Consider the following 21,564-nt stretch of genomic DNA (forward strand, 5'->3'; position numbering starts at 1 on the left):
CCACCTCTCGGGACATCATCCGCGGGGTCGCTCGCAACTCGGTGACCCCGCTAAGCTGGGCGCGAGTTTTCAGCGCCTCGGGCAACCCTCAGGGTCGATCCCAGGGGTTCGAAGGGCACGAGCCCTGACCAATTTTGACCCTGGCGAAGCGGCGTCCACTTCGTTGAACCGCGGCCGCGCAAGAACCGGTCCCAGCAGGCAGGGTGGCAAGATCGAAGTCTTCTGGAGGATGGGACCGAATCAAACGACGCACGCTCTAAGGTAAGGCGTGCGGTTTTAAGCTTATTTTATCGACAAAACCGAACGCCGTGTCGTGGCGAAAAAAGGGCTGATAACCTTGGTCCTGTCGATCAGGGGACATATATCTTCACCCCGGCCAATCGAAGCAGCGATGCCGGTCCGCATCGTATGGTGAGGCTCCAGTCCCCCTCCTCAAGCTCCGCTTAAACTCAGTATCACGCAACAACTAGGCCGGTGCAGTCGATCAGCGATCCAGGCGGCTGCTCGCCCCGACTGATTCAATGCCCGCAGGGTTCATGCGACTCCCGCACGGCGCGATCCGTTGAAACCGGAAGAGCGGATTGCACGGCCGATCCTGCGACCTTACGATCCCTGCTTCCATGCGCGTTTCCGTGTGTGTAGAAACAAGCGACGCAACCAGTCGTATTGCACCAGTCGCCCCAGTCCTTTCTGAGGTCATCGCCGTTCATGATGAAGTCGTCCCTCGATCATATACCACTGCGCAAACAGCGAGAGCTCGGCAGGGTCCTGGAAATCCTGCATGAGGAGTTTGAGGACGCCCTGAAACAGGGGACTGCTGACTTCAAGAAGCGCGGCCGGATCCTGAAGATCATCCTGTTCGGTTCCTATGCCAAGGGTGGATGGGTCGACGAGCCGTTCACCATGAAGGGTTATCGGTCGGATTTCGATCTGCTGATCATCGTCAACGACCGCAGGCTCTGCGAATTCGCCGACTACTGGTACAAGGCGGCCGATCGGCTGATCCGCGACAAAACGATCGAAACACCGGTGAGTTTCATCGTTCATTCCAGGCGCGAGGTGAACACCTACCTGAAGGAGGGGCAGTATTTCTTCTCCGACATCCGCAAGGAAGGCATCGTCCTCTACGAACTGGATGATGAGCCGCTTGCAGAGCCGCGAGCCCTGTCGCCGGCGGATCGGTTGCGGGTCGCGAGGGAGCATTTCGAACAACGATCCACGACAGCGCGGAATCTTAAGACTCTTGCGATGTCAGCGATTCAGGCCGGTATGACCAACGAGGCCGCGTTTCTTCTCCATCAATCGCTTGAGCAGGCTTATTCGTGCGTTCTGTTGACGCTAACGAACTACGGCCCCCCTTCCCACAACATCAAGTTCCTGCGCTCGCTTTCCGAGGAACAGGACCGTCGCCTGGCCGAGGCGTTCCCCCGCGATCAACACCGGGAACGCGCCTGGTTCAACACGCTCAACGAAGCCTATGTGAAGGCGCGGTACTCGAAGCATTACGAAATCAGTGAAGACGCCCTCTTATGGCTGGGAGAGCGGGCAACCGTCTTGCTGGAACGGATGGAACATATCTGCCAGGAGCACCTTGAACGACTGCAAGAGGTTTAAGCCGAACTGAAACTCGGTCGACCGGCTTCGATTCGGCCGCTAAAACGAGTCCAGTTTTAACGCTTCCACATCTAGCCCGCCAATGGAATCTAATGACAAGCTTCGGATGAAGGCATCCTTGAGATCTCGCGCGTGCTTCTGTCAATAAATGAGGTCGTGGATCCTTGTCCGCTTCGACCGTGGCGCGGAATCGGAGAATCTTCGCAAACGCGTCCATGTGCGTTAACGCTGCTGCGTCAATCAAACCCCTGCCCTGTCCATCAGTTCCTTCAGCCCCTCGGGATAGGACATCCGGTTCTGCTCGCAGAATTGCAAGAAGCGATTGAAGGTTGTGATCGACGGGCGGATATTGAGGTTGGCGGACGGCTCTGCCGGCTTCCGGCGGCTCAACTTCTGGACCGGTTCGCGGGCGATGAACCCGTGGCGCTCGCCGATTTCATCAATTTTCCGATCTGAGATCCCAGGTTCGGATTCAGTGTCCGGTTTGATATCGGCAAGCTTGCCAAAGCCAAAATTCTTACCGGTCATGCTGCTGCCCTCACGCTGGCGACGAGATCAACGAGTTCCTCAGCGAGCCGGAGAGCATTGTCCCTGGCCGCCGGCAGCCCGTTCACCTCGGATGGATCGAGTTCGACCAGGTCGAGCTGGTGGAAGAAGAGCGCCTTGTACGCCGACCGTTCGTACAGATGATTGCGGAACGTGGGTACATCTCCCGCCGCGAGCTGGCTGGTAATCTGCTTTTCGAGTTTGGTGGCGATCGCCGGGGACGTCCTCGTGAACAGGATGCGGTAAGGGATCGTCTTTTCGAAAGCCTGCTCCTCCTCTTGAATGAGGCGAATGGCTCGCGCTGCGAGCTCAGCGTCGGTTGGGCTGGCCTGAATGGGGATGACGACGAGCTGCGCCCTGGCGAGCGCTCGAGACATCAGACGGCTGGCTGTGCCCTCAAGGTCCACGAACACGAACTGGTATTGCTTGCGGTACTCGTCGAGCTTGGCGGTGATGGTGCTCTCGGTGACCCCTCCGTCGACGATGACAGGGTTCTTTGAGGTTCCCCGCCTCCAACCCTCGATCGGCCTGTTCGGGTCGCAGTCCAAAATGACGACGCTAGCGCCCTGCTGGGCCAATGTGGTTGCGAGCACGAGTGTCGTCGTCGACTTGCCGGCTCCGCCCTTGGGGTTGGCAACGGTAATGACAGGCACTGGGGTCTCCTTTGACGCTGGATGCGTTAGGATGCTTGCCGAAGCATTACAATGCTACAGCGTTAACGCTGACGCATCAAGTGCGTTCTTCTGCATTAACGTTGATGCGTCAACGGTAAAACATGATCGAAATTGTTTCGGATAGGCTGCAAAATGTGATGGCCCCCGCCAGTTCTGTTCCCGGGAGCGGTCCCAACGTAGCTAGTCGTCAACCCAATAGCATCCGCTATCAAACCTGCCTGGCCTGCCCCAAACGTTCACGTTGATAGCTGCCGTCCTGTACGTGACGGCACCAGTCCAAATTGTCCAGATACCACCGTACAGTCTTCTGAATGCCCGTCTCGAATGTCTCGGCAGGTTGCCAACCCAACTCCTGTTTGATCTTGCCCGCATCAATGGCATATCGGCGATCGTGTCCAGGCCGGTCCTGCACGTGGGTGATCAGCGACCTGTATTCCTTGACAGGATGGCCGACACCGGGAGGAGCCAGCTGTTGCAGGACATCGCAGATTGTCCTGACAACCTCAAGATTCTGTTTTTCATTGTGGCCACCGATATTATAGGTCGACCCAACCTGGCCTTCGCTGACCACCTTGTGAAGTGCACGCGCGTGGTCCTCAACGTAAAGCCAGTCCCGTATCTGATCGCCAGATCCATAGACCGGCAGAGGCTTCCCCTCCAAGGCGTTAAGGATCATCAAGGGGATCAACTTCTCCGGGAAGTGGTAAGGGCCATAATTGTTGGAGCAGTTGGTCACCAGAACCGGCAGACCATATGTTCGCATCCAGGCACGAACCAGATGATCGGAACTGGCCTTGCTCGCCGAGTATGGGCTGCTGGGGGCATAGCCGGTGTTTTCGGTAAAAAGGTGGTGGTGGGCATCAACGGTATCGGCCGGATGAGGCAGGTCGCCGTAAACTTCGTCGGTAGAGATGTGATGCAAGCGGAAGGCCTGCCGACGCTCTGCGTCCAATCCCTGCCAATAAGTTCGGCTCACCTCGAGCAGGGTAAAGGTGCCGATGATGTTGGTCTCGATAAAGGCAGCGGGACCGTCGATGGAACGATCAACATGGCTCTCTGCCGCAAGATGCATGATAGCGTCGGGACGGTGCTGAGAAAATACCCGTTCCAGCTCGCCGCGATTGCAGATATCCACCTGCGAGAATGTGTAGCGGTCAGAGTTATCAACCTCGCGCAGATTTTCGAGGTTTCCGGCATAGGTCAGCTTGTCGACGTTGACGACGGAGTCGCCGGTATCCTGGATGATGTGGCGGATAACTGCCGACCCGATAAAACCGGCCCCACCCGTCACCAGAATTTTCATTTCCCTCGACGCTCTTGATGGGTCAGCCGATGGCATCTTTCAAAACCCTGACGACGTGTTCCTGCTGCTCGGCAGTCAGATCAACCCACAAAGGCAGACGCACCAGCCTTTCCGACTGAATGTTGGTCACCCGCAAGTCACCCTGCGCCCGGCCGTACCGTTTTCCGGCGGGCGAAGAGTGCAGAGGCACATAATGGAAGACCGAGAAGATGTCGCTGCTCTTAAGTTCATTGAGTACCTTCTGACGATCGATCTCCGGTGCCAGCAGAACGTAATACATATGTGCATTGTGCTGGCATTCATCCGGGACGATGGGCCGGCGAAGCAATCCCTTGGCCTCGAGCGGCTCCAGAAGCGTGTGATAACGTTGCCAAATGCCCAAGCGACGATTGGTGATACGCTCGGCTTCTTCAAGCTGGGCACATAGGAATGCCGCGATCAACTCGCCCGGCAAGAACGAAGAACCGACCTCCTGCCAAGTGTATTTATCGACCTCGCCCCGGAAAAAACGTCCGCGGTCCGTGCCTTTTTCGCGGATGATTTCCGCGCGCACCGCCAGAGCGGGGTCGTTCACCAACAGGGCTCCCCCTTCCCCTGAAATTACATTTTTGGTTTCGTGAAAGCTGTAGGCCCCGAGATCACCAATGCTACCCAGTGCTCGGCCCTTATAAGCTGCCATGACGCCCTGTGCCGCATCTTCCACGACCTTGAGGCCATGGCGTTTGGCAATGCTCATGATGGCGTCCATCTCGCAGGCGACACCCGCATAATGGACCGGGGCGATGGCGCGAGTGCGCGGAGTGATAGCCGACTCGATCAGGCGTTCGTCCAGGTTCAAGGTGTCTTCCCGGATATCGACGAACACCGGGACGCCGCCGCGCAGCACGAATGCATTGGCGGTCGAGACGAACGTGTACGAAGGCATGATGATCTCGTCACCAGGCTCGATGTCGATCAGCAATGCCGCCATCTCCAAGGCGGCGGTGCATGAGTGCGTCAGCAGCGGTTTGACGCATCCACTCTTGTCTTTCAGCCATTCATGGCAACGCTTCGTAAAAGGCCCGTCACCAGCAAGCATGTTGCCGAACTTCGCTTCCGCTATGTAGTATAGCTCTTTACCCGTCATGAACGGTCGGTTGAACGGGATTCTCTCGCTCACTGCTTATCCTCTTGAAGCCTGTGCCACTCGTCGGCAACGCCACGCAGATAGTCGCTGTACTCGCATGCCGGCATGCGCTCAATCAAGGTTTCAAATTGGGCAATGCTGAGGAACCCTCTCACCAGGGCCGCCTCTTCCGGACAGCCGATTTTCACGCCCTGCCGTCGCTCGATCGCTTCGATGTAGGAAGAGGCCTCGTGCAGCGCGGTGCTGGTACCGGCGTCGAGCCAGGCAAAGCCGCGGCTCAAACGCCGCACCTGTAGCTTGCCGAGCCTCAGGTATTCCAGATTGATATCCGTGATTTCCAACTCGCCGCGGATGGACGGTTTTACCGCCTTCGCGATGTCCAGCACGCTGTTGTCGTAAACATATACACCAGGGACGGCATAGCTGCTTCTAGGATGCCGTGGCTTCTCTTCAATGGAGATTGCCTTTCCGGTCCGATCGAACTCGACCACGCCATAACGCTCGGGATCCTTGACATGGTAGGCGAAAATCGTTGCACCACCCGTAAAGCTAGAGACTGCGCGGGGGAAATCGTCGCCGCCGGAAAAGATATTGTCGCCCAGCATCAGGATCACATCATCGGAGCCCACGAAATCCGCCGCTATCAAAAATGCCTGCGCAATTCCTTCGGGCTTGGGCTGCTCGCGATACTGGATTGCTACTCCCCACTGGCTGCCATCCCCAAGCAAATTCTGATACCGAGCTAAGTCGTGTGGCGTCGCAATGAGGCAGAACTCTTTGACCCCTGATGCAATCAGAACGGTCAGAGGGTAATAGATCATTGGCTTGTCAAAGACCGCCTGTAGCTGCTTGCTGGAGACTTGGGTCAGAGGATACAGACGCGACCCTGTGCCGCCAGCAAGAACAATCGCCTTCATCACAACCCCATACATCAACAAGTGAGACAGAATGCCAAAAATTTCGTATATCACGATATTGGAATAGCCGGCTGAATCGCAATCCTCGTCTGGTTGACGGCGGGCGTCGCGAGTGCCTAGTGAGTCACGGCGATTATAGTACCGCACGTCGGAAGCACCATGAACGTGCGCCGAAGCTTTACACGAATCTTATCATCCTTCCCCAAGGAATGGCTAGCGTGGTTTTGATCCGCGCGACGCGTACCTATATCCTAAATTTCCTGTGTAGTTGCTGGCCGACGACCTCCTGGGAAAACAAAGTATTTGAACAACAGGAACAGAACCCCTGCGCATACGAGTATCGCCATTGCTTGAACTAACTGATGGGGCCAACCCGCCAATTGCCAAAATACATACAGCATCAATAGGTTCACACTGAAGCTTATCGCATGCGCAACGATGTATCGTAAAGGTGCACCGAAGCCCTTCTCCGTATAGTCAAATGAATATCGTGAATGCCCAAAGTACGCCGTGGCCGCGCCGATTGGGTAAAGTATAGATATAGTTATCTTCGGATCAAGCCCTAGGAATGTTAGGCCTAAATATATCCCATATCCAAGGGAGTTGTTGACGACGCCAACAACACCATAGAGAAATATCTGGCGCAACACAGCATAACTCAACATCGCATAATTCCTACTTCGAGACGATGTTGCGAAGTTGATGCCGATCGACCTTACCGTTGGCATTTTTGGGCAATTCCGTCATGACGATCAAGCTGCTGGGGATCATGTACTCCGGCAAGAACTGGGAAAGAGCCCGTAGTAGCGCCTTTTCATCAAGCTCAGATGTGCTGGCGGCGAAGCCTATGAGCTTCCCATAAGATGTATTCGTTCGGTGATATATAACCGCCGATTGGTTGATCTGAGGCAGCTTGGTCAGGGCGCACTCGATCTCTTCCAACTCAATACGATAGCCCATATGCTTTATCTGATTGTCTTTCCTACCGACGAAGAACAGCGTCCCCTGCTCCTCACGCACCAAATCTCCAGTGCGATACATCCGCTTCATGAAGCGGTTCGCATCAATAATTGTGACGAAGGACGCCGCGCTACGCTGTAGGTCATTGAAATAACCCGCGGCAACGTTCGGTCCGATCAAGCAAAGCTCGCCTTCTGTTGCATCTCTGTCATCATCGTCAAGGATGCGGTAGTCGAAGTTTGGGTTGAGTTGCCCCAGAGGAGGGAGCCCCTGAAGATCGGTGAAGTCTGTGTCGCTCAAATCATAAGCGCTGCAAATGCAGGTGCATTCCGTCGGCCCATAGACATTCACGAGCGTCGCTTGGGTGGCAAAGAGGGCATAAAGCCTTTTCAGTTCGACCTTGGGATAGCCTTCTCCCCCAAATATAATTCGCCTCAGCCTCGTTAAAACCTGAGGATTCATTGCCTTCATTGCCATCAGATAGATGAGCAATGAAGGCACCGAAAACCATATGGTGCAGCTCATTTGACCAATATACGCGATGAGATCATAAGGTCTCGTCATCAGGTCCTTGTTAATCGGGCTCAACGACGCGCCGGAAAATAGCGCTACATAAAAATCAAAAACTGAGTTGTCGAAATACATTGGGCTAAGATTAGCGAAATTGTCCTGTTCGGTGATATCGAATCGCGACTGGCCCCAAGCGATAAAATGAAGGACATTCTGGTGGGTGACTGCAACGCCCTTAGGGATTCCGGTCGAACCCGATGTGAACATTATGTAGGCGATTGAGGAACCATCGACCTTAGCGGCAACATCATGCTGTCGGGAGAGGTTAACAGCAGACACTTCGGGCAACATTTCGAATGAGAGACATACGACTTCGCAGCCGACCTGTTCTCCCAACTGGCGCATCGTCAGTGCGGCTTCCGGATCGTCACAGAAGAGGATTCTAGTGCAGCTAGCTTCGAGGATATTCCCATTCCGCGCCAGCGGCGACGAAATATCGATATTCACATAGGCAACACCGATCCTGATCGCGGCCAGCATCAAGGCATACGATAGCGGTCGCTTGTTGTGGCCAATTGCGATGACATCGCCTGGCCGCAACCCTTTTTCCAACAGAAAGAACGCCAGTTTTTCAGACCAATGCTGCAGATCGGAATATGAATATTCAAGTTCAGCATATCTTAAGGCAGGGAGCTGTGCGTAGATACTTGCAACTTCAGAGAACAGCGTCCCGAGATTATAGTAGTACCTGTCCATGAGGTTTGGCATCGGGACATCTCTTTCTTTATCTAGCGATCGTAAAAAAGGGATAAGGGGAATGCGCCGCCGTAAAGCCAACCGCCGCGCACAAAGCCATGGAACCGGCGTTATTGGTGAAACAGTCCCACAGCGGCACGAGCGATTTTTCAAAACAGCGGTCAACGAAGTTTGTCACGGCCAGGCGGCCCAGACCCATCCCACGGTATTGTGGAAGGGTCAGGATGTCGATTTCCAGACGGCGGTCCGCTTCCGCGGCTGCGTAGCAGATTGCCGCGGGATCGCCCTTATAACTCACAACGACGGCATTTGCGCCATGGACAAAATCGGCTCGCGTACGCCAGAACCGTCCGACGAGCTGAAACGCATTCTCGATACAATCGATATTTTGCGAGTTCACTTCCGATATCCGGACATCTTCAGGAAGGGGTCGCCCCTTCGATTCCTCATAGGTGGGGCTATCGGACCGAATGATAAAGCGCTGCCGCCACGACCGCAAATTTTTATAGTCTTCAGCCATTAAAAACTTCGGCAGATATGATGCGTACAATCGGACTTTCGCCGGAGCAAACCGTCTATCGACCAACAAATATCGTTCGAGTTCTTCTTCGAATTTCCTCACCTTTGCGCCTAGGATTTGTGCAAAACCGAAGGAGTGCTCGACGTATACCTGTGTGGGGTTCTGGTCGTCGTCAGCGTAGACAACGCCATCCTGCGCGCCTAATAAAACGGAGCCGATCAGAGGATAAAAAAAATCATATGCACGATATGCGTCATAGACCTCAGCACGGGCGGCGTCCGACAGCATCAACATACTAGATGGTCACCCCTCCATTTACATCGAGGATCGTGCCGTTGAGAAAGTCATTTGCTATAGCAGCCACTACAGCCTGAGCGATCTCTTCTGCCCGGCCTAGACGGCGCAGAGGCGTCAAGCCTTCTATATGTTTAATGATCGTCTCGTTCAAAGCTGCTCGAGTTGAGGGGGTATCGACGAAGCCAGGCGCAACAGCGTTGCAGCGAATTCCAAGTCGACCCAGTTCTTTGGACCATGTTACCGTCATCGCGTTCACCGCAGCCTTTGCAGCTGAGTAGGCCGTCTGCCCCTCATTTCCACGAGCGCTGATGGAACTGATATTAATCACGACGCCCTTTGTTCTACGCAGGACCATTTGCTCCACGACAGCAGAGGTCATTATAAAAACCGAGTCGAGGTTTACTCGAAGGCACTGCCGGAAGCGGTCGTAACTGTGCATCATACCATCCGGGTTCATTAAGTTGACAAGCGGCTCGCTGTAAATCACGCCGGCATTGTTTACCAGGACATCGATCCTACCGTACATTGCGGCGATTGCCTCAACTGTCGATTTTGCCTCGTCTGGCTGCGTTACATCCAGAGAACGTCGATCAAAGACATCAGGCAAGGCCTCCAATGCGACGTTATCGATATCGGCAACGATAACGCGCGCGCCTTCCGCTCGCAGCCGATGAGCTATCGCCAGACCGAGCCCTTTCGAACCCCCGGTAATGAGCGATACCGCACCGTCAAGCTTCAAGATCGACTCCTTTGGCTTTCAAAATACGGTTGATCTTTTCAACCGATGTCATTGTAATGATATCGGCGATCTCCAATTCGACACCAAATTCCCGCTCAAGTGAGACGACCAAGTCCATCTGCTTCAGCGAATCCCAGTTCCCAACGTCGTCCTTCGTTAGTTGCGGGACAATTTGCTCCCGCCGCAGGCCGAAAACGTCGGCCAGAACAGTTACGAGCTTGTCGTTCATGTTATACCCCAAAATATTTTGCGTAGTCCTGTGATGAGTAACGGATTTGCTCTGCCGATCTCGCCAAGTGAACGCTGGATGGTTTGCTGTTCTTAGTAATCAGCGCGCCACCACCAATTACACAATATTCACCCACGGTCAGACCATTCGTAATAGTAGCATTTACGCCAACGAACGTGTTTCGTCCGACGTGGACTTTGCCCGAGATCACGGCACCAGACGCTATCCAGCAATTCTCCGCCACGTGCGAGTGGTGCGCCACCGTTACATTGCCCCAGATCATCGTGTTGGTCCCCACCGTTACCTCTGGTTCCACGAGCGCACCGGGCAATACAACCGACCCCTCCCCCAACGGGATGGTAGTGTGAATCTTCGCGTCGGGATGGATATAGGTCTCAATTTGGTAACCCATGCTCTTCAATCGATGGAACATTGATTCACGGGTACGATTGAGGTCGTGGTAGCCAATAGCCATAATGATCGTGGCTTCGCTTGGGCTGCATTTGGCTGGCAACCGAGATATGGCAACAGTCTTCAAGTCAGGACAGTGTCCAGAATCGACAAACTGGTCATCGACCGTCGCGCAAATTACATGATAGCGTTCATCCCGAGACAGATAGCTGTTAAGGATTTCGGCAGTTACCGCGTTGCCTGCGAAGATGACGTTCTTCATCGAATCACTCCATGACCGCCAAACCGAAGCCCGTCGCGCCGTAATTATTACCGTTGTAGAGCATGTACATACAGCCGCGATGCTGGAAAACATATGGATAGCATATCATCTGGCTGTCCCAGCCCACTGTCGACACGTCTATGCCGGAAACGGAATCGTTTCTTTCCCATTTCAACCCGTCGAAAGAAGACGCAAACCCGATGCGATAGGTATCTATCTCTTTGGTGGCGCGATGGGCAAACCACATTGCGTAAAGTCCCTCGCTGTAAAACACGCTGGGACGGCCAAAGGCATATTCATATTCATCAGCGAACGGAATGCACATCCCTGGATCGCATACCCAATTTATCCCGTCCGCCGATTGAGCGTGATGAATGCCGTAATGATGATGCCATCCGTTCTCCCGCCTCTCCCATTTGACACCCGAGTTGTACCAGGTATGCCAAACGTTCCCGTCGATATAGAACGCTGTCGCTGCGGCGAAGAGCGGGTTCATTTTGTCGCGCCCGAGAACCGGACCCGGAAAATCCTTGGTCAGAGTAAGATTTTCCGGGTCCAAGGTCGCACGTCCAGTATCACAGATCCAGAGGCCTTCCGGCAGGTTCTGCCAGCCTACGTAGTACAGATAAGTCCGACCTTCATGAGCAATCAAGCAGACGCTAATAACGCCATCGCAATCGAAATACCCTGTGGGACCCGGCGAAAGTGCAAGCTTCGGCTCGCCCATCAAGATCATTTTGCCGTCGGTAACCAACGCGTAGCTTAAGAAAACGTGAGATCGACGGTTCGCATCGCGGCAGGTGAAGGTCACCACAAAGATGTCATCCTTGAAATGAATTGCGCAAGGATGGGAGCCATGTGTGAATCCTGGAATGGTAGGCTCGAAGACAAGCCCCACCTTTTTCCACTCAAATGGTTTCCCGCTCTCCAACTGAGTCTTCACACTACTAGCCATTTGTGAGCCTCAAGGTCAAAATTCGTCACGCAATAGTAGCTGCTCAATAAACGAAACGCGACTTATGCCCCTCTTTTCTGCCTCAGCGTAAATACGCGCTTTTATGGCCGGATCGATACCTTCTAAAACACCGAAATAACGCGTGCGTACGGTACCGCCACGTCGTCCGATATGCGGAACGTCGATGTCGATAGTCGAGGGTGTCTTTGACACAACAAAATCAATCACGTAGAAGCAGCCACTCAACTCCCAGGAAAGAGTCACGTCGGTTGCCATGGCAGGCAGCGAAGCCAGAGGCGCGTCGAAAGCATAGAGCGGATTGTTATTGATCAACATCTTCCCGACTTCGGTCACCTTGACCCACGGAGCGACCCCTTCATCGCATATGACAATACGGCCGCCGGGCTTCACGACGCGATTCATCTCGGCCATCCCTTTTTCGATGTCCGGAAAGAGGTTAATGCCACCGAAATGGTAGGCCGCGTCAAACTGACCGTCCTGAAAAGGCAAGTTGGTTGCGTCGCTAGCGGAAAAAAAGAATTGCACGCCAGAGTTCTTTAGAGCCGCCCCATGCCGTTCGACAGCCGACATCAACATTGGTATCGCTATATCCTGGGCATAGATGATGCCCGTATCCAATGCCTCCGCTAGAAAAGGCAGATCGTTCCCTGCCCCAGCACCTGTCACGAGAACCGTCTGGCCTTTCGACAACCTTAAGCGAGCGATGAGACTCTTTCTAAGAGTGGCTTCGTCTGTCTGAAAAGTCCGAAAAACCCATTGTAGCGCATTGTCGTGAATTTCCGCAGCATTTTCAATAGCATACTCGTTCGAACCCTCCTCCTCGCAGGCGAAAACGGGAACGTTCGTACCGGTGACGAAGGGGAAGAAATGGCCGTTTGGACAGCGCAAGCCGGCAGCTTCTTCCCTAAGTGGGCTTTTGCCGCACGTCAGGTCAGTACAGCAATAGGAAACCGTCATGATCATTCGTTACCTTTTTGACAAACCACCCAAAACACGCGCTCATCGATGCCGTAGTAGTCGTTCTCGGCCGATCCAAAAGAGAAATTCTTGAATAGTGGGGAAAAATACGCTTGTATTTCATTAACATTAGCGAACGCCTGAAGGCGATACTCCTTCCGATTATTGTACGGATCTCTGGTGATCCGCATCGACCCATCCGGCAATTGCTCAGCGCCTTCAAATATATAGGAAGCCCGATTGGCTACCGAGGCAACTAAAAATCCTCCGGGCTTCAAAACGCGCGCGTACTCACTCAGGTTGTCGAAGAACACATCGCCTTCGTCACAATAATAACAGCAATGACATGCTAGTATATAATCGAACGAACCATCTTCGTAGGGTATAGAACTGTTTCGTCCAACTCGTAAATCAGCCTTATAACCGAGCTCTTTTAAGCGCGCCTGGGTCTGATCCACGATTCCCTGGGTGATTTCTATACCGCTAACTTCCAACCCGGTATCCGCGAGCAATACGGTATTCCGCCCGTCGCCAAAACCGACATCAAGCACCCTATCGCCGGGAGAGGGGCGTTTGAAATTGAGTCTGGGATAGCTAGCAAGGAACGTCCTTACTACAAACTCGGTTGGATACACCTTTAGCGATTTTCGCTCCGAGTAGTGGCGCTCATAGCTCGAATCAATGCCGCTGCTGTGATTGCCCATAGATCTTCCTCACTATCACGTAGGGGCGTTGCTTTGTTTCCGAAAATATCTTCGAAAGATAGATCCCGATGACCCCGATAAACGACATTATCATGCCGCCGAGCAACCACACAGAAACCATGATGGAGGTCCAGCCATCCACAGGCTCGGTCGTAAATAGACGATTCACGACAAGGAAGGCGGCATAGATAAGCGAACAACTAAGCACGACAAGGCCGCAATAGAATATTAATCGCAGCGGAAAATCGCTGAAGGATGTGACCGCGTTGACTAGATGACCAATCTTCTTACCCAAACCATACGTCGTCTCGCTCGTCATGTGCTTCTTGACTGTCTGGGGGCTTTGCCTGAACCCGGTCAACACCCAGAGACAGGAAATCACGGCTTCGCGCTCTTGATATTTCAAGAGCGCGTTGACGTAACGCCTTGTCATTAAGCGCGTCGTCGTAATGTTCTTGGGGTGATCGATGTTCAGCAGCCAGTTGAGCATGGAGTAATATATGTAACCGCTCCAACGCTCTACGAAATCACCTTTGCGACTCTTTTGAACACCGTAGACAACGTCAGAGTCGTCCTCAGCCATCTGATCAGCGAAGCTGCTCAGCCATTCAGGCTCCTCTTCCAGATCGCTGTCGATCAAAAACACGTACTCGCCGGATGCATGCTCCAAACCGGCCCTCATCGCCTTATGGTGGCCGAAGTTCCTCGATAGATCTACCACCACGACATGAGGATCGTTCTCCATCAAATTTACGGCCAGCTCCAGACTGTTATCGGGCGAGCCATCATTAACCAGGACGATTTCGTAGTCAGCGCCTGCAAATTTCTTAGCAGAAATTGTCGTCCGCCGATAAAACTCGGCTAAGTGAGGGGCGGATCTATAAAGAGTAGCGACTACCGAAAGCTTCATGGCACGGGTTTTCCATGGAGACCACAGAGCGCCATACAACCGCGTTCAAACACCCGTTCGCCCTCGCTGAGAAGCGGCAAGTTTTTGCGCGCTTCCATTACTTTCGTTTCAAGGCGACCCGTTTAGATTTCCAGCCTTACCCTGTCAAGGCAACCGGAGCCCCGCGGATTACAAGGCACGTCCGCGTTACCAAGCAGCCCCCCCTTAACGATGCACATACCGCATCATCGAGCCGCTTTCGGGCCCGCAGTTGAAGAGCAAGTCCAAAATGGTCACGCCGTGCTCAAAGGGTCCCCAGAGTTGAGGATATTGGGGATACCCGCTATAATCAAACCACTCGACAGAGATACCAGCATTCTGAAACAGATCTTCATCCAAGTAATCCTGCGCAGCAGGGCCAGAAACGTATATCTTGGCACCAGCTTCCAGACAGATCGCTAACAGCCTTTCGCTCTTACCTTCTCGGAGCTCAAATTCACTCGATTCTCGGAAATGCGTCGTGATACCGAGGTAGATGCAAATAATTTTCAATAGATCTCTATTGAGATCCGACAGGAGAACTTGATCCCCCCTCAACAGTACAGGCTCCAGAATTTTCGAAATCTCTTTAAAATAAGGAGCCTTAGCATAGTTGCTTGCGAGACTGCGCCAATGACTTTCTCGCCAAGCCTGACCGTCCAGCTCCGTCTCTCCGATAGACTGGCTATACTTTCCCTTGACTTTTACTGGCACAGTCAGCCACTTCAAGTCATGCGGTGTCTTGATTTTATTACGATTCCTCCAGTCTCGTCGCGTGTACTGCACTTCATCGTACAGGATAAACTCGTCAACGTATGCGATTAAATCAAAATACCCCTTCCATGGAATGTAATTTGATTGAAGTACTGCGATCTTTTTCATCGAAAACCTGTCTTATCTATCGACAATAGCGCCGGAGAGGCTAAATTCCGGCCGTTTCATTCGTGAAACAGCATTATAGCATGAACCTTTGGTCTCTTGACGCTCCTGCAGGATAGCATGATGGCAGCTTAGGCTTACCGGGCTCCCGGTAAGGCGACCTTATCCTCAAGATAGCAGTAAAAAGCAGTCTTGGTGAATAACCGCTTCGGATTAGCGTGCCCGGCCTCCGCCAGGCATTCCCTCAGACCCCCCGTTTCATCTCCGTGGGACCACTGGGGGCTCGGCAATATGCATTCCGGATATGTGATGCCAAAGATCGTCCGCAAGGTTCTTATTTCGTCACACTTTGCCTTAGAGTTTGGCAAACCCTCAACGTATCCGCAGGTGCTGTTGGCTGATACAATTCTTGAACACGGCTCACATCATAGCCACCTGCGCCTTCCGCAGTCCTCCACGCACCGATTTGCTGGTATTTTTCCGGAAAGGCGGATCCAAGGCTTGCCATGAGTTCTGTCGGAATGCGGCGCGGACCATCGGGTTCAAGCAAGACCCAGGCCTTCGCGATCTCTTCACACGGCACGCGGTCCAACGCCGCTCTAGCAAGTTGCAAACTACCGGGATAGCCGCCGATAATCCAAGCTAGGCCGACACTTTTAGCTCCGATTGCATAAAGAATACCCGGCGACTGCCCCGATAGATCAATGACGGGAGTGCCAAGGCGAAAGCCCCCGTTTTGAACGGTCGCTAAGGCGTCGTTTATATAAGAGGCGTACCCAGATGAGAGTATTAGGGACGATCGTTCGGGGCCGATTTCAACAGTGGTTTGGTTGAGCCTGAGGGGTTGAGGTTGCCGCTGAGGTTGCTCCAGTCCCGTCTGTAGAAGGATGGCCGTAACGGCTTGGGTAGCAAGCACAAGCGGTTGCACAAAGGACCAGGACATACGTGCACGAACAACAGGTCCCAACAGCGTTAGGCCGGCAAGCAGCCAAAATATGCCTACCCAGGCTCCGTTCTCCCAGTAGTTCCTGTTGGTTCCAAACGCATAGATATGAGGCATCACTGTAAAAATGATGGCCATGGCCCACTGTGGCGCGGAGATACTTCTCCACGGCGCTGGTGCCTCGGAAAACAGAGCGGTAAGGACAGCGGCAAGTACGAGTCCAAACGTCAGCAGCCCCTCAAATTGCCCCAAGCCGGCGGTTTTGTGTATTTGGCCGGTCACCAACAACGCGGTTATTGAAAGGAAGAAAACAGAAAGCCCTAAGGATACTAGCGCGGGCCCCGGTTTTGCGGATTGCGCGGTGCGAATCGCGAAAAATGTTACGACGGCAACGAATAGGATAGCCAGTTTGCTTGGTGTTCGGAGTCGGAAGCTGTCGATACGCAAGATTTGGTCTGCAGTATGACCACTACCTATAAGGTGGGCGAAATCGACTGACAATAATAGCCGTTTTGCAAACCCCAACAGCGATCCGTCGATTATCAACGCGCTAAGAAGGAGCAACCCCAAGACGGTTGCGAGGGAAAACGAAATCAGCCGAGCCGATAGCTTGCGTGAGGCCAGGAGGCAAAGGAAAACAACGACAGCCAATGCGCCTGCCGTACTGGGCTTTGCCATGAAGGCCAACCAGCCCCCTATCGCGATTATTATCCACCCACCGACGCTTCTGAAGGTGAAAGCCTTGTCGGCCAGAAGCAGGCCAATGCTTGTGATCAGCAGAGCCTGAAACCCAAGACTGTTATAGCTTGGCGTCGGTAACCAGGTGTTAAATAGGATCAGGGTGCTCGTGGCTAGTCCTGCGGCAGTCGTATGCAAGGCGATACGAGCCTCGCGAACTTCCGGAGCGAGCGAAGACAGTAAGGTATAGGCCAGCCCCCATCCCAACCCGAAGGTGAGTACAATATTAGCTTGCCTAAGTGCGGAAATATCGCCGCCCAGCAGGACATAAAGTGGATGATAGATAAAGCCGAACTGCGTTGCGGACACATCATAGATGAACGGATCCGCAATCCATACTAAGTAGAAACTCTCATCAGTGAAGTCGATTCCATAGGAACTGTATGTGAGAAGCCAGCCCAAAAGCAGGAACGTTCCCATCGCCGAAAGGCCAGACATGACAGATCGCGAGATCGCAACAACGGTTTTCTCGTTTTCTTCTTTTGCGTTCACCTAGTACAACTCACCCGCAATTGTAGCCGCTAGTGGGCTCGGAGAAGCGTGCCTAGAGCCCCGCACCGTCAATAGGTTACCTTTTTGGTCTAGGTCAAGCCGGACACTAGGTCCTACTTTTTGGGAATGAACTGATATCCTTTGCGCCGCACCGGGTTTGCGACTGTTCGGATACGTACAGCTTCTCGGAAATAAGCGCTATCCGCGATCATGCTGTTCAGGACACTGAGAGGCTTCCTTGCTATTGAGGTGATAGCGGCTTTAACTGGTTTCCTGCATCTTGCAGCCAATGCCGAAAGTCACTGAAGGTTGCCGTGAGGCGTGCAGAGCGGCGAGATACAGCGCTGTCCTGATAGTGGCCCGCCGCCTCCAATGACCCGCTTGGCTTTGGCCGCTATCGCGAGCGATCGGTGCAAGACCAGCCAGCGCCGCGATCTTTCTCCGATCAGCCGTACCGATTACCAATTGACGGCGTCGGGTAATCTGCGCGAGCAACGCCTTGGACCTGGAGTTGGATTGACACGGCCAGATGCTGACTTGGTTCAACATTGACGAACAGGCCCGAAGACACTGTGGAAATGGCTACTCTTTCAGGAAATGGAAAATGGCAGTACCCAATGTTAGGAGGTGGGATGCTCCATTAGAGTCCTAGTCCCGGCTGCAAAGCCCATTATCGTTAGCAATTTGCAATGTGGTCACGGGTCATTCAGTAGAAGCGGAAGCAGTTGCGTTGACCGTCACTTCGCTGCGCGGTCTCTGGGAATAGGCATCGAATATCTGGAGCGATAGAGAGTATTCCGGGGCCTTTGAGGCCTTCGCAACTAGTGTCAATGGAGAAGATCGCGCCAAGGAAACCCCAGCGCCCGAGCAGTACGCTTAGCCGGCGCAGCGGACAGCCCTACCAGTACTTTCTTAACCTCGGCTGTTGACCCTGCCTTCTGGATGGGGGCCAGCCCGCTTCTAAAGAAATTGAAGGCTTCTGCTTTACGGGGCTGACTCATGTCAGCGTCGTAGAACCCGTTTTCAAAGGGCACCAATAGATTGGCTTGAGCGATGAACGGGGCATCTATGGCGGGAACCTCAAGGCGTTCTCGCAAAATCGCCAACGTGAACCTGTTGTGTCCAACTAAATCGCCGAGAACCCTGGCTGCTTTCAAAATCACATCTGGCGAGTATTCATCGACATCTTCAGGCGCTAGATTATATGTCCTGACGGCATTCGTCCGTAAGAAGACAATGTGGCGCGCCGCCTTACAATGAGCCCTTAATCGTTCGAAGCGACGCGCGTATCTTTCGCTGATCTCCCGGATGCTGATCCCCGGATTCAGGTCGTGCTCATGAGGGAAGCGCATGGCATATCTTGTGATGTAGTAAGAAGTTACGCTTGCGGCGTCTGCATCTATGGGGGACGGCTCGAAATCCTTTAGGCTGTCGATAGAGAACTCGTCAATGAAATCGAGAAGGCGCGAGAAGCGGAAGCTATTTACCCAATCTATCGGGTAAGAGCCTTTCTGAATCCCGATCTTTCTAAGAGTCCAACTTACGTAACAGTTGTAACCCATAGATACTATTAGCGTCCCGCCCATTCCAAGCACGCTCTCCTCCGTTGAAGACCCCTGCAATACACTCCGATTGGGCAGCGTTCAAGCCCACGCCTTCGGTTCACCGGTGCTTTGCGCCTGTCGCCCCTGACGACCGTTGCCTCGCCATCTCTTACGGCTACGAGATCGAGCAATCGTAGACGAAGTCGGATATCCTTGCAGCCTTCATTGACTCGCGATTCTGTAGCCGCCCGGATCTCCGCGGGACAGTACGACGATCAGGATGAGATCCCACGTAAATTGCTGTTTCGCGCTGCGCGGCGTGATGACGCTCATAGAAAAATCCTTTGGCATTGATGTTGGTGAAAGGAACCGGCATAAGCAAAGGTCTTCTTATGCGGGATTTTCGATGAGCTACGGGACGGTTGTTGAACCGCGCAATAACATCCGTCTTCCGGTTCTGGATTGCCTGCGCGGATGGGGGCCACTTTCGTGGTACTTTATCACGTGTTCTCCGAAGGCTTGCCCGTCACTGCAGCTAGTGGCGAATTTCTGCGTCATCTATTGCCCTTCAACGGCCCGTTCGCGGTGCTGATCTTTTTTACGGTATCGGGGATCTCGCTATCGATCGGGTATCTGGCGACGCACGACAACAGCATCCTCATAGCGAACGCTGCTTCGAGATACTTCCGGTTAGCCATTCCTATCCTGGCCCTCTGCCTGGCAGTGCACGCAGCAATCGAGTTCGGGCTGTTGGCTCCTGCGGATCAGAGAATGGCGCCGTGAGATCGCATTCTCAACTTTGACACGACACTAGGCCGGATCGACATTCAGGATTCCCATAGGTGCAACAGCTCTGCAGTCAAGGTGTTCAACCGCGCCTTAATTTCGGCAAAGACGTTATCTTCTTGTTCGACGGCAAGACCACTTCCGGTGGACCGGGCGTCAGGCTTCGATGACTTCGCGGCGAGGCGCGCGTCACCACCGACTCTGCCAGGGCGCGCAGACGTCGCATACTTGCGCGAGATCGCTAGCTTCGGCAGCCCTTTCCACGCCAAGCTGATGGAACCATTCGATCCATTCCGGGTTCTGGTGCGGGAATAGGAGTACCGAAATGAAAAAGATGATCATCACCACCGCACTCTTGCTTGCGGCATCAACGACCGCCTTTGCGCAGTCGACTGCGGAGAAAACCGGCGCAAATTCGCTTGTCGGCAGGGCGCCGTCGACAGAGGACTTCGTCATGCAGGTATCCGCCAGCGACATGTTCGAAATCGAGTCGAGCAAGCTTGCGGTTCAGAAGGGCGATGAGCCAACCAAAGCTTTCGCGCGACAGATGATCACCGATCACGAGAAGACGAGTGCTGAGCTCAAGGCGCTACTCGCCGGCAGTAAGGTCAAAGGGATCCCCGTCACAACGCTGACGAAAGATCACAAGGAAGAGGTTGATGGCCTCGCAAAACTTTCCGGCGCCGAGTTCAAGGAGGAGTACTTCGATGATCAGGTCGACGCTCACGAGGATGCGGTTGACCTCTTCAAGCGTTATGCGGAGGGCGGGGAGAATGCCGATCTGAAGGCATGGGCCGCGAAGACCCTTCCGGCGCTCGAACACCACTACAAGATGGCTCAGGATCTGGAAAAGTAGGCCGCATCTTCTGCGCCTGGTCTGTCGACCAAGCCGCGACAATACACCATTAGCAGCTTAGCTTTGTCAGTGGCCACGGATGTACTGGCGCCAGTGGGATGCAAGGAAAGAGGTCGGTGCGATTAATTTCGGCCGGCCTTTTTGCTGTGGTTTCCCTACCTCAGCACTCCAGTCGCCAACGCCCTTTGAATGCCGCGTACGTCCGTGCCCTTCTTCAGAGTCTTGGCTATTGGGGTGCTGGAGCCGGAGACCCAAATCTTGAGCTCAGAATCGAGATCGAACGTTCCAGCCGTCTCAACCGAGAAGCGGGTGATGGCCTTATACGGGATAGAGGTGTAGTCGACTTTGCTACCGGTCAAGCCCTGGATGTCGACGAGAATGATACGGGACTGAGTGAAGACAAAGAAATCGCGAATTACCTTGAAGGCCAGTTGCGGCGTTTCACCCTCGATCAGGACCCCGTCTAGACGGCGCTTCAGATCATTGGGGTCTACCGTCGATCCATGTCCGAGAAGGCCATCAAAGATGCCCATATCACCCATCCCTCGTTCTTCCTGAAGGTAGGGGTGAAGCGCGCCGCCGGCAAGGCCGCCCGTCGCATCGATAGTCAGTCTCGTGTTGCAACGTGTTGCACAGACTTGTTTGCAACACCTACACACCCGCTGAAATCATTGGGAATCTTTTGCAACACGGACGCAAAACGCTGAAAAGCGCTGACGCGCCAAGAACTTGATTTTTTTTGAAAAATGGTGCCCGGAGGCGGATTTGAACCACCGACACGCGGATTTTCAATCCGCTGCTCTACCAACTGAGCTATCCGGGCATCGAGGCCTATGAAGCCTTCCGGTCGGGACCGGCGGGGGCGTTTCCCCCGGAGCGAGCGGGGTTATAACATCT

The 21,564-nt window shown here is 53.7% G+C and carries 23 protein-coding genes and 1 tRNA gene; 3 read left to right on the forward strand and 21 right to left on the reverse strand.

Translation table 11 applies throughout. The features are described from left to right. The first annotated feature begins 708 nt into the window (after positions 1–708). Complete coding sequence (locus GQ59_RS29080; protein WP_051904264.1) at positions 709–1,614, forward strand: nucleotidyltransferase and HEPN domain-containing protein; 906 nt, start codon at positions 709–711, stop codon at positions 1,612–1,614. A gap of 240 nt (positions 1,615–1,854) precedes the next feature. Here GQ59_RS29080 and GQ59_RS29085 read toward each other — a convergent pair whose 3' ends face one another. The 19 genes from GQ59_RS29085 to GQ59_RS29170 form a co-directional block, all read right to left on the reverse strand. Further along, positions 1,855–2,142: a hypothetical protein gene (locus GQ59_RS29085; protein WP_037088157.1), complete on the reverse strand. Its 288-nt coding sequence runs from the start codon at positions 2,140–2,142 to the stop codon at positions 1,855–1,857. Then, positions 2,139–2,813: an AAA family ATPase gene (locus GQ59_RS29090; protein ID WP_037088159.1), complete on the reverse strand. Its 675-nt coding sequence runs from the start codon at positions 2,811–2,813 to the stop codon at positions 2,139–2,141. Before GQ59_RS29090 ends, GQ59_RS29085 begins: the two co-directional genes overlap by 4 nt. 229 nt (positions 2,814–3,042) lie before the next feature. Then, positions 3,043–4,137, reverse strand: coding sequence for a dTDP-glucose 4,6-dehydratase (rfbB, locus tag GQ59_RS29095; RefSeq protein WP_037088161.1), 1,095 nt, complete (start codon positions 4,135–4,137; stop codon positions 3,043–3,045). A gap of 22 nt (positions 4,138–4,159) precedes the next feature. Beyond that, complete coding sequence (rffA, locus tag GQ59_RS29100; RefSeq protein WP_084683337.1) at positions 4,160–5,296, reverse strand: dTDP-4-amino-4,6-dideoxygalactose transaminase; 1,137 nt, start codon at positions 5,294–5,296, stop codon at positions 4,160–4,162. Beyond that, positions 5,293–6,180: a glucose-1-phosphate thymidylyltransferase RfbA gene (gene rfbA / locus GQ59_RS29105; RefSeq protein ID WP_037088226.1), complete on the reverse strand. Its 888-nt coding sequence runs from the start codon at positions 6,178–6,180 to the stop codon at positions 5,293–5,295. Before rfbA ends, rffA begins: the two co-directional genes overlap by 4 nt. Before the next feature lie 251 nt (positions 6,181–6,431). Further along, positions 6,432–6,908: a GtrA family protein gene (locus tag GQ59_RS33670; RefSeq protein ID WP_432762617.1), complete on the reverse strand. Its 477-nt coding sequence runs from the start codon at positions 6,906–6,908 to the stop codon at positions 6,432–6,434. After that, on the reverse strand, positions 6,856–8,418 hold the full coding sequence (locus GQ59_RS29115) for an amino acid adenylation domain-containing protein (protein WP_051904265.1): 1,563 nt from the start codon (positions 8,416–8,418) through the stop codon (positions 6,856–6,858). Before GQ59_RS29115 ends, GQ59_RS33670 begins: the two co-directional genes overlap by 53 nt. A 16-nt stretch (positions 8,419–8,434) precedes the next feature. Then, positions 8,435–9,220: a GNAT family N-acetyltransferase gene (locus tag GQ59_RS29120; protein WP_037088165.1), complete on the reverse strand. Its 786-nt coding sequence runs from the start codon at positions 9,218–9,220 to the stop codon at positions 8,435–8,437. A gap of 1 nt (position 9,221) precedes the next feature. Next, positions 9,222–9,962, reverse strand: coding sequence for an SDR family NAD(P)-dependent oxidoreductase (locus tag GQ59_RS29125; protein ID WP_037088167.1), 741 nt, complete (start codon positions 9,960–9,962; stop codon positions 9,222–9,224). Next, on the reverse strand, positions 9,952–10,191 hold the full coding sequence (locus tag GQ59_RS29130) for an acyl carrier protein (RefSeq protein ID WP_037088168.1): 240 nt from the start codon (positions 10,189–10,191) through the stop codon (positions 9,952–9,954). Before GQ59_RS29130 ends, GQ59_RS29125 begins: the two co-directional genes overlap by 11 nt. A gap of 1 nt (position 10,192) precedes the next feature. Beyond that, positions 10,193–10,864 carry an acetyltransferase gene (locus tag GQ59_RS29135; protein ID WP_037088170.1) on the reverse strand — a complete coding sequence of 224 codons (672 nt, stop codon included), beginning with the start codon at positions 10,862–10,864 and terminating at the stop codon, positions 10,193–10,195. Between the two features lie 4 nt (positions 10,865–10,868). Continuing rightward, positions 10,869–11,807 carry a glycoside hydrolase family protein gene (locus GQ59_RS29140; protein ID WP_152564496.1) on the reverse strand — a complete coding sequence of 313 codons (939 nt, stop codon included), beginning with the start codon at positions 11,805–11,807 and terminating at the stop codon, positions 10,869–10,871. Between the two features lie 27 nt (positions 11,808–11,834). After that, positions 11,835–12,803 (reverse strand): class I SAM-dependent methyltransferase, encoded by a 969-nt coding sequence (locus GQ59_RS29145; protein ID WP_084683340.1) that lies wholly within the window; start codon positions 12,801–12,803, stop codon positions 11,835–11,837. Next, entirely contained in the window at positions 12,800–13,501 is a 702-nt protein-coding gene (locus GQ59_RS29150; protein WP_037088172.1) for a class I SAM-dependent methyltransferase, read from the reverse strand. The genes GQ59_RS29145 and GQ59_RS29150 overlap by 4 nt, the downstream gene beginning before the upstream one ends. Beyond that, the gene (locus GQ59_RS29155; protein ID WP_037088173.1) at positions 13,476–14,411 is read right to left on the reverse strand and encodes a glycosyltransferase family 2 protein; all 936 of its coding nucleotides are present in this window, start codon (positions 14,409–14,411) and stop codon (positions 13,476–13,478) included. Before GQ59_RS29155 ends, GQ59_RS29150 begins: the two co-directional genes overlap by 26 nt. Before the next feature lie 204 nt (positions 14,412–14,615). Continuing rightward, positions 14,616–15,311 (reverse strand): WbqC family protein, encoded by a 696-nt coding sequence (locus GQ59_RS29160; protein ID WP_037088175.1) that lies wholly within the window; start codon positions 15,309–15,311, stop codon positions 14,616–14,618. A 331-nt stretch (positions 15,312–15,642) separates the two neighbouring features. After that, on the reverse strand, positions 15,643–17,481 hold the full coding sequence (locus GQ59_RS29165) for a hypothetical protein (protein ID WP_037088177.1): 1,839 nt from the start codon (positions 17,479–17,481) through the stop codon (positions 15,643–15,645). A gap of 261 nt (positions 17,482–17,742) precedes the next feature. Next, on the reverse strand, positions 17,743–18,030 hold the full coding sequence (locus GQ59_RS33675; RefSeq protein WP_084683341.1) for a transposase: 288 nt from the start codon (positions 18,028–18,030) through the stop codon (positions 17,743–17,745). 278 nt (positions 18,031–18,308) lie between these two features. Then, positions 18,309–19,067 carry a DUF1796 family putative cysteine peptidase gene (locus tag GQ59_RS29170; RefSeq protein WP_037088180.1) on the reverse strand — a complete coding sequence of 253 codons (759 nt, stop codon included), beginning with the start codon at positions 19,065–19,067 and terminating at the stop codon, positions 18,309–18,311. Between the two features lie 447 nt (positions 19,068–19,514). Between GQ59_RS29170 and GQ59_RS29175 the strand changes: the two genes are divergently transcribed. Together GQ59_RS29175 and GQ59_RS29180 are read left to right on the forward strand one after the other, a co-directional pair. Beyond that, positions 19,515–19,808: a hypothetical protein gene (locus GQ59_RS29175; RefSeq protein WP_152564497.1), complete on the forward strand. Its 294-nt coding sequence runs from the start codon at positions 19,515–19,517 to the stop codon at positions 19,806–19,808. A 328-nt stretch (positions 19,809–20,136) separates the two neighbouring features. After that, positions 20,137–20,667 (forward strand): DUF4142 domain-containing protein, encoded by a 531-nt coding sequence (locus tag GQ59_RS29180; RefSeq protein ID WP_037088184.1) that lies wholly within the window; start codon positions 20,137–20,139, stop codon positions 20,665–20,667. 155 nt (positions 20,668–20,822) lie between these two features. Here GQ59_RS29180 and GQ59_RS29185 read toward each other — a convergent pair whose 3' ends face one another. Together GQ59_RS29185 and GQ59_RS29190 are read right to left on the reverse strand one after the other, a co-directional pair. After that, positions 20,823–21,200 carry a PH domain-containing protein gene (locus tag GQ59_RS29185; protein WP_037088234.1) on the reverse strand — a complete coding sequence of 126 codons (378 nt, stop codon included), beginning with the start codon at positions 21,198–21,200 and terminating at the stop codon, positions 20,823–20,825. 214 nt (positions 21,201–21,414) lie between these two features. Further along, a tRNA-Phe gene (locus GQ59_RS29190) sits at positions 21,415–21,490 on the reverse strand. Positions 21,491–21,564: the final 74 nt, after the last annotated feature.

Source organism: Neorhizobium vignae (assembly GCF_000732195.1).
Classification (GTDB): domain Bacteria; phylum Pseudomonadota; class Alphaproteobacteria; order Rhizobiales; family Rhizobiaceae; genus Neorhizobium; species Neorhizobium vignae.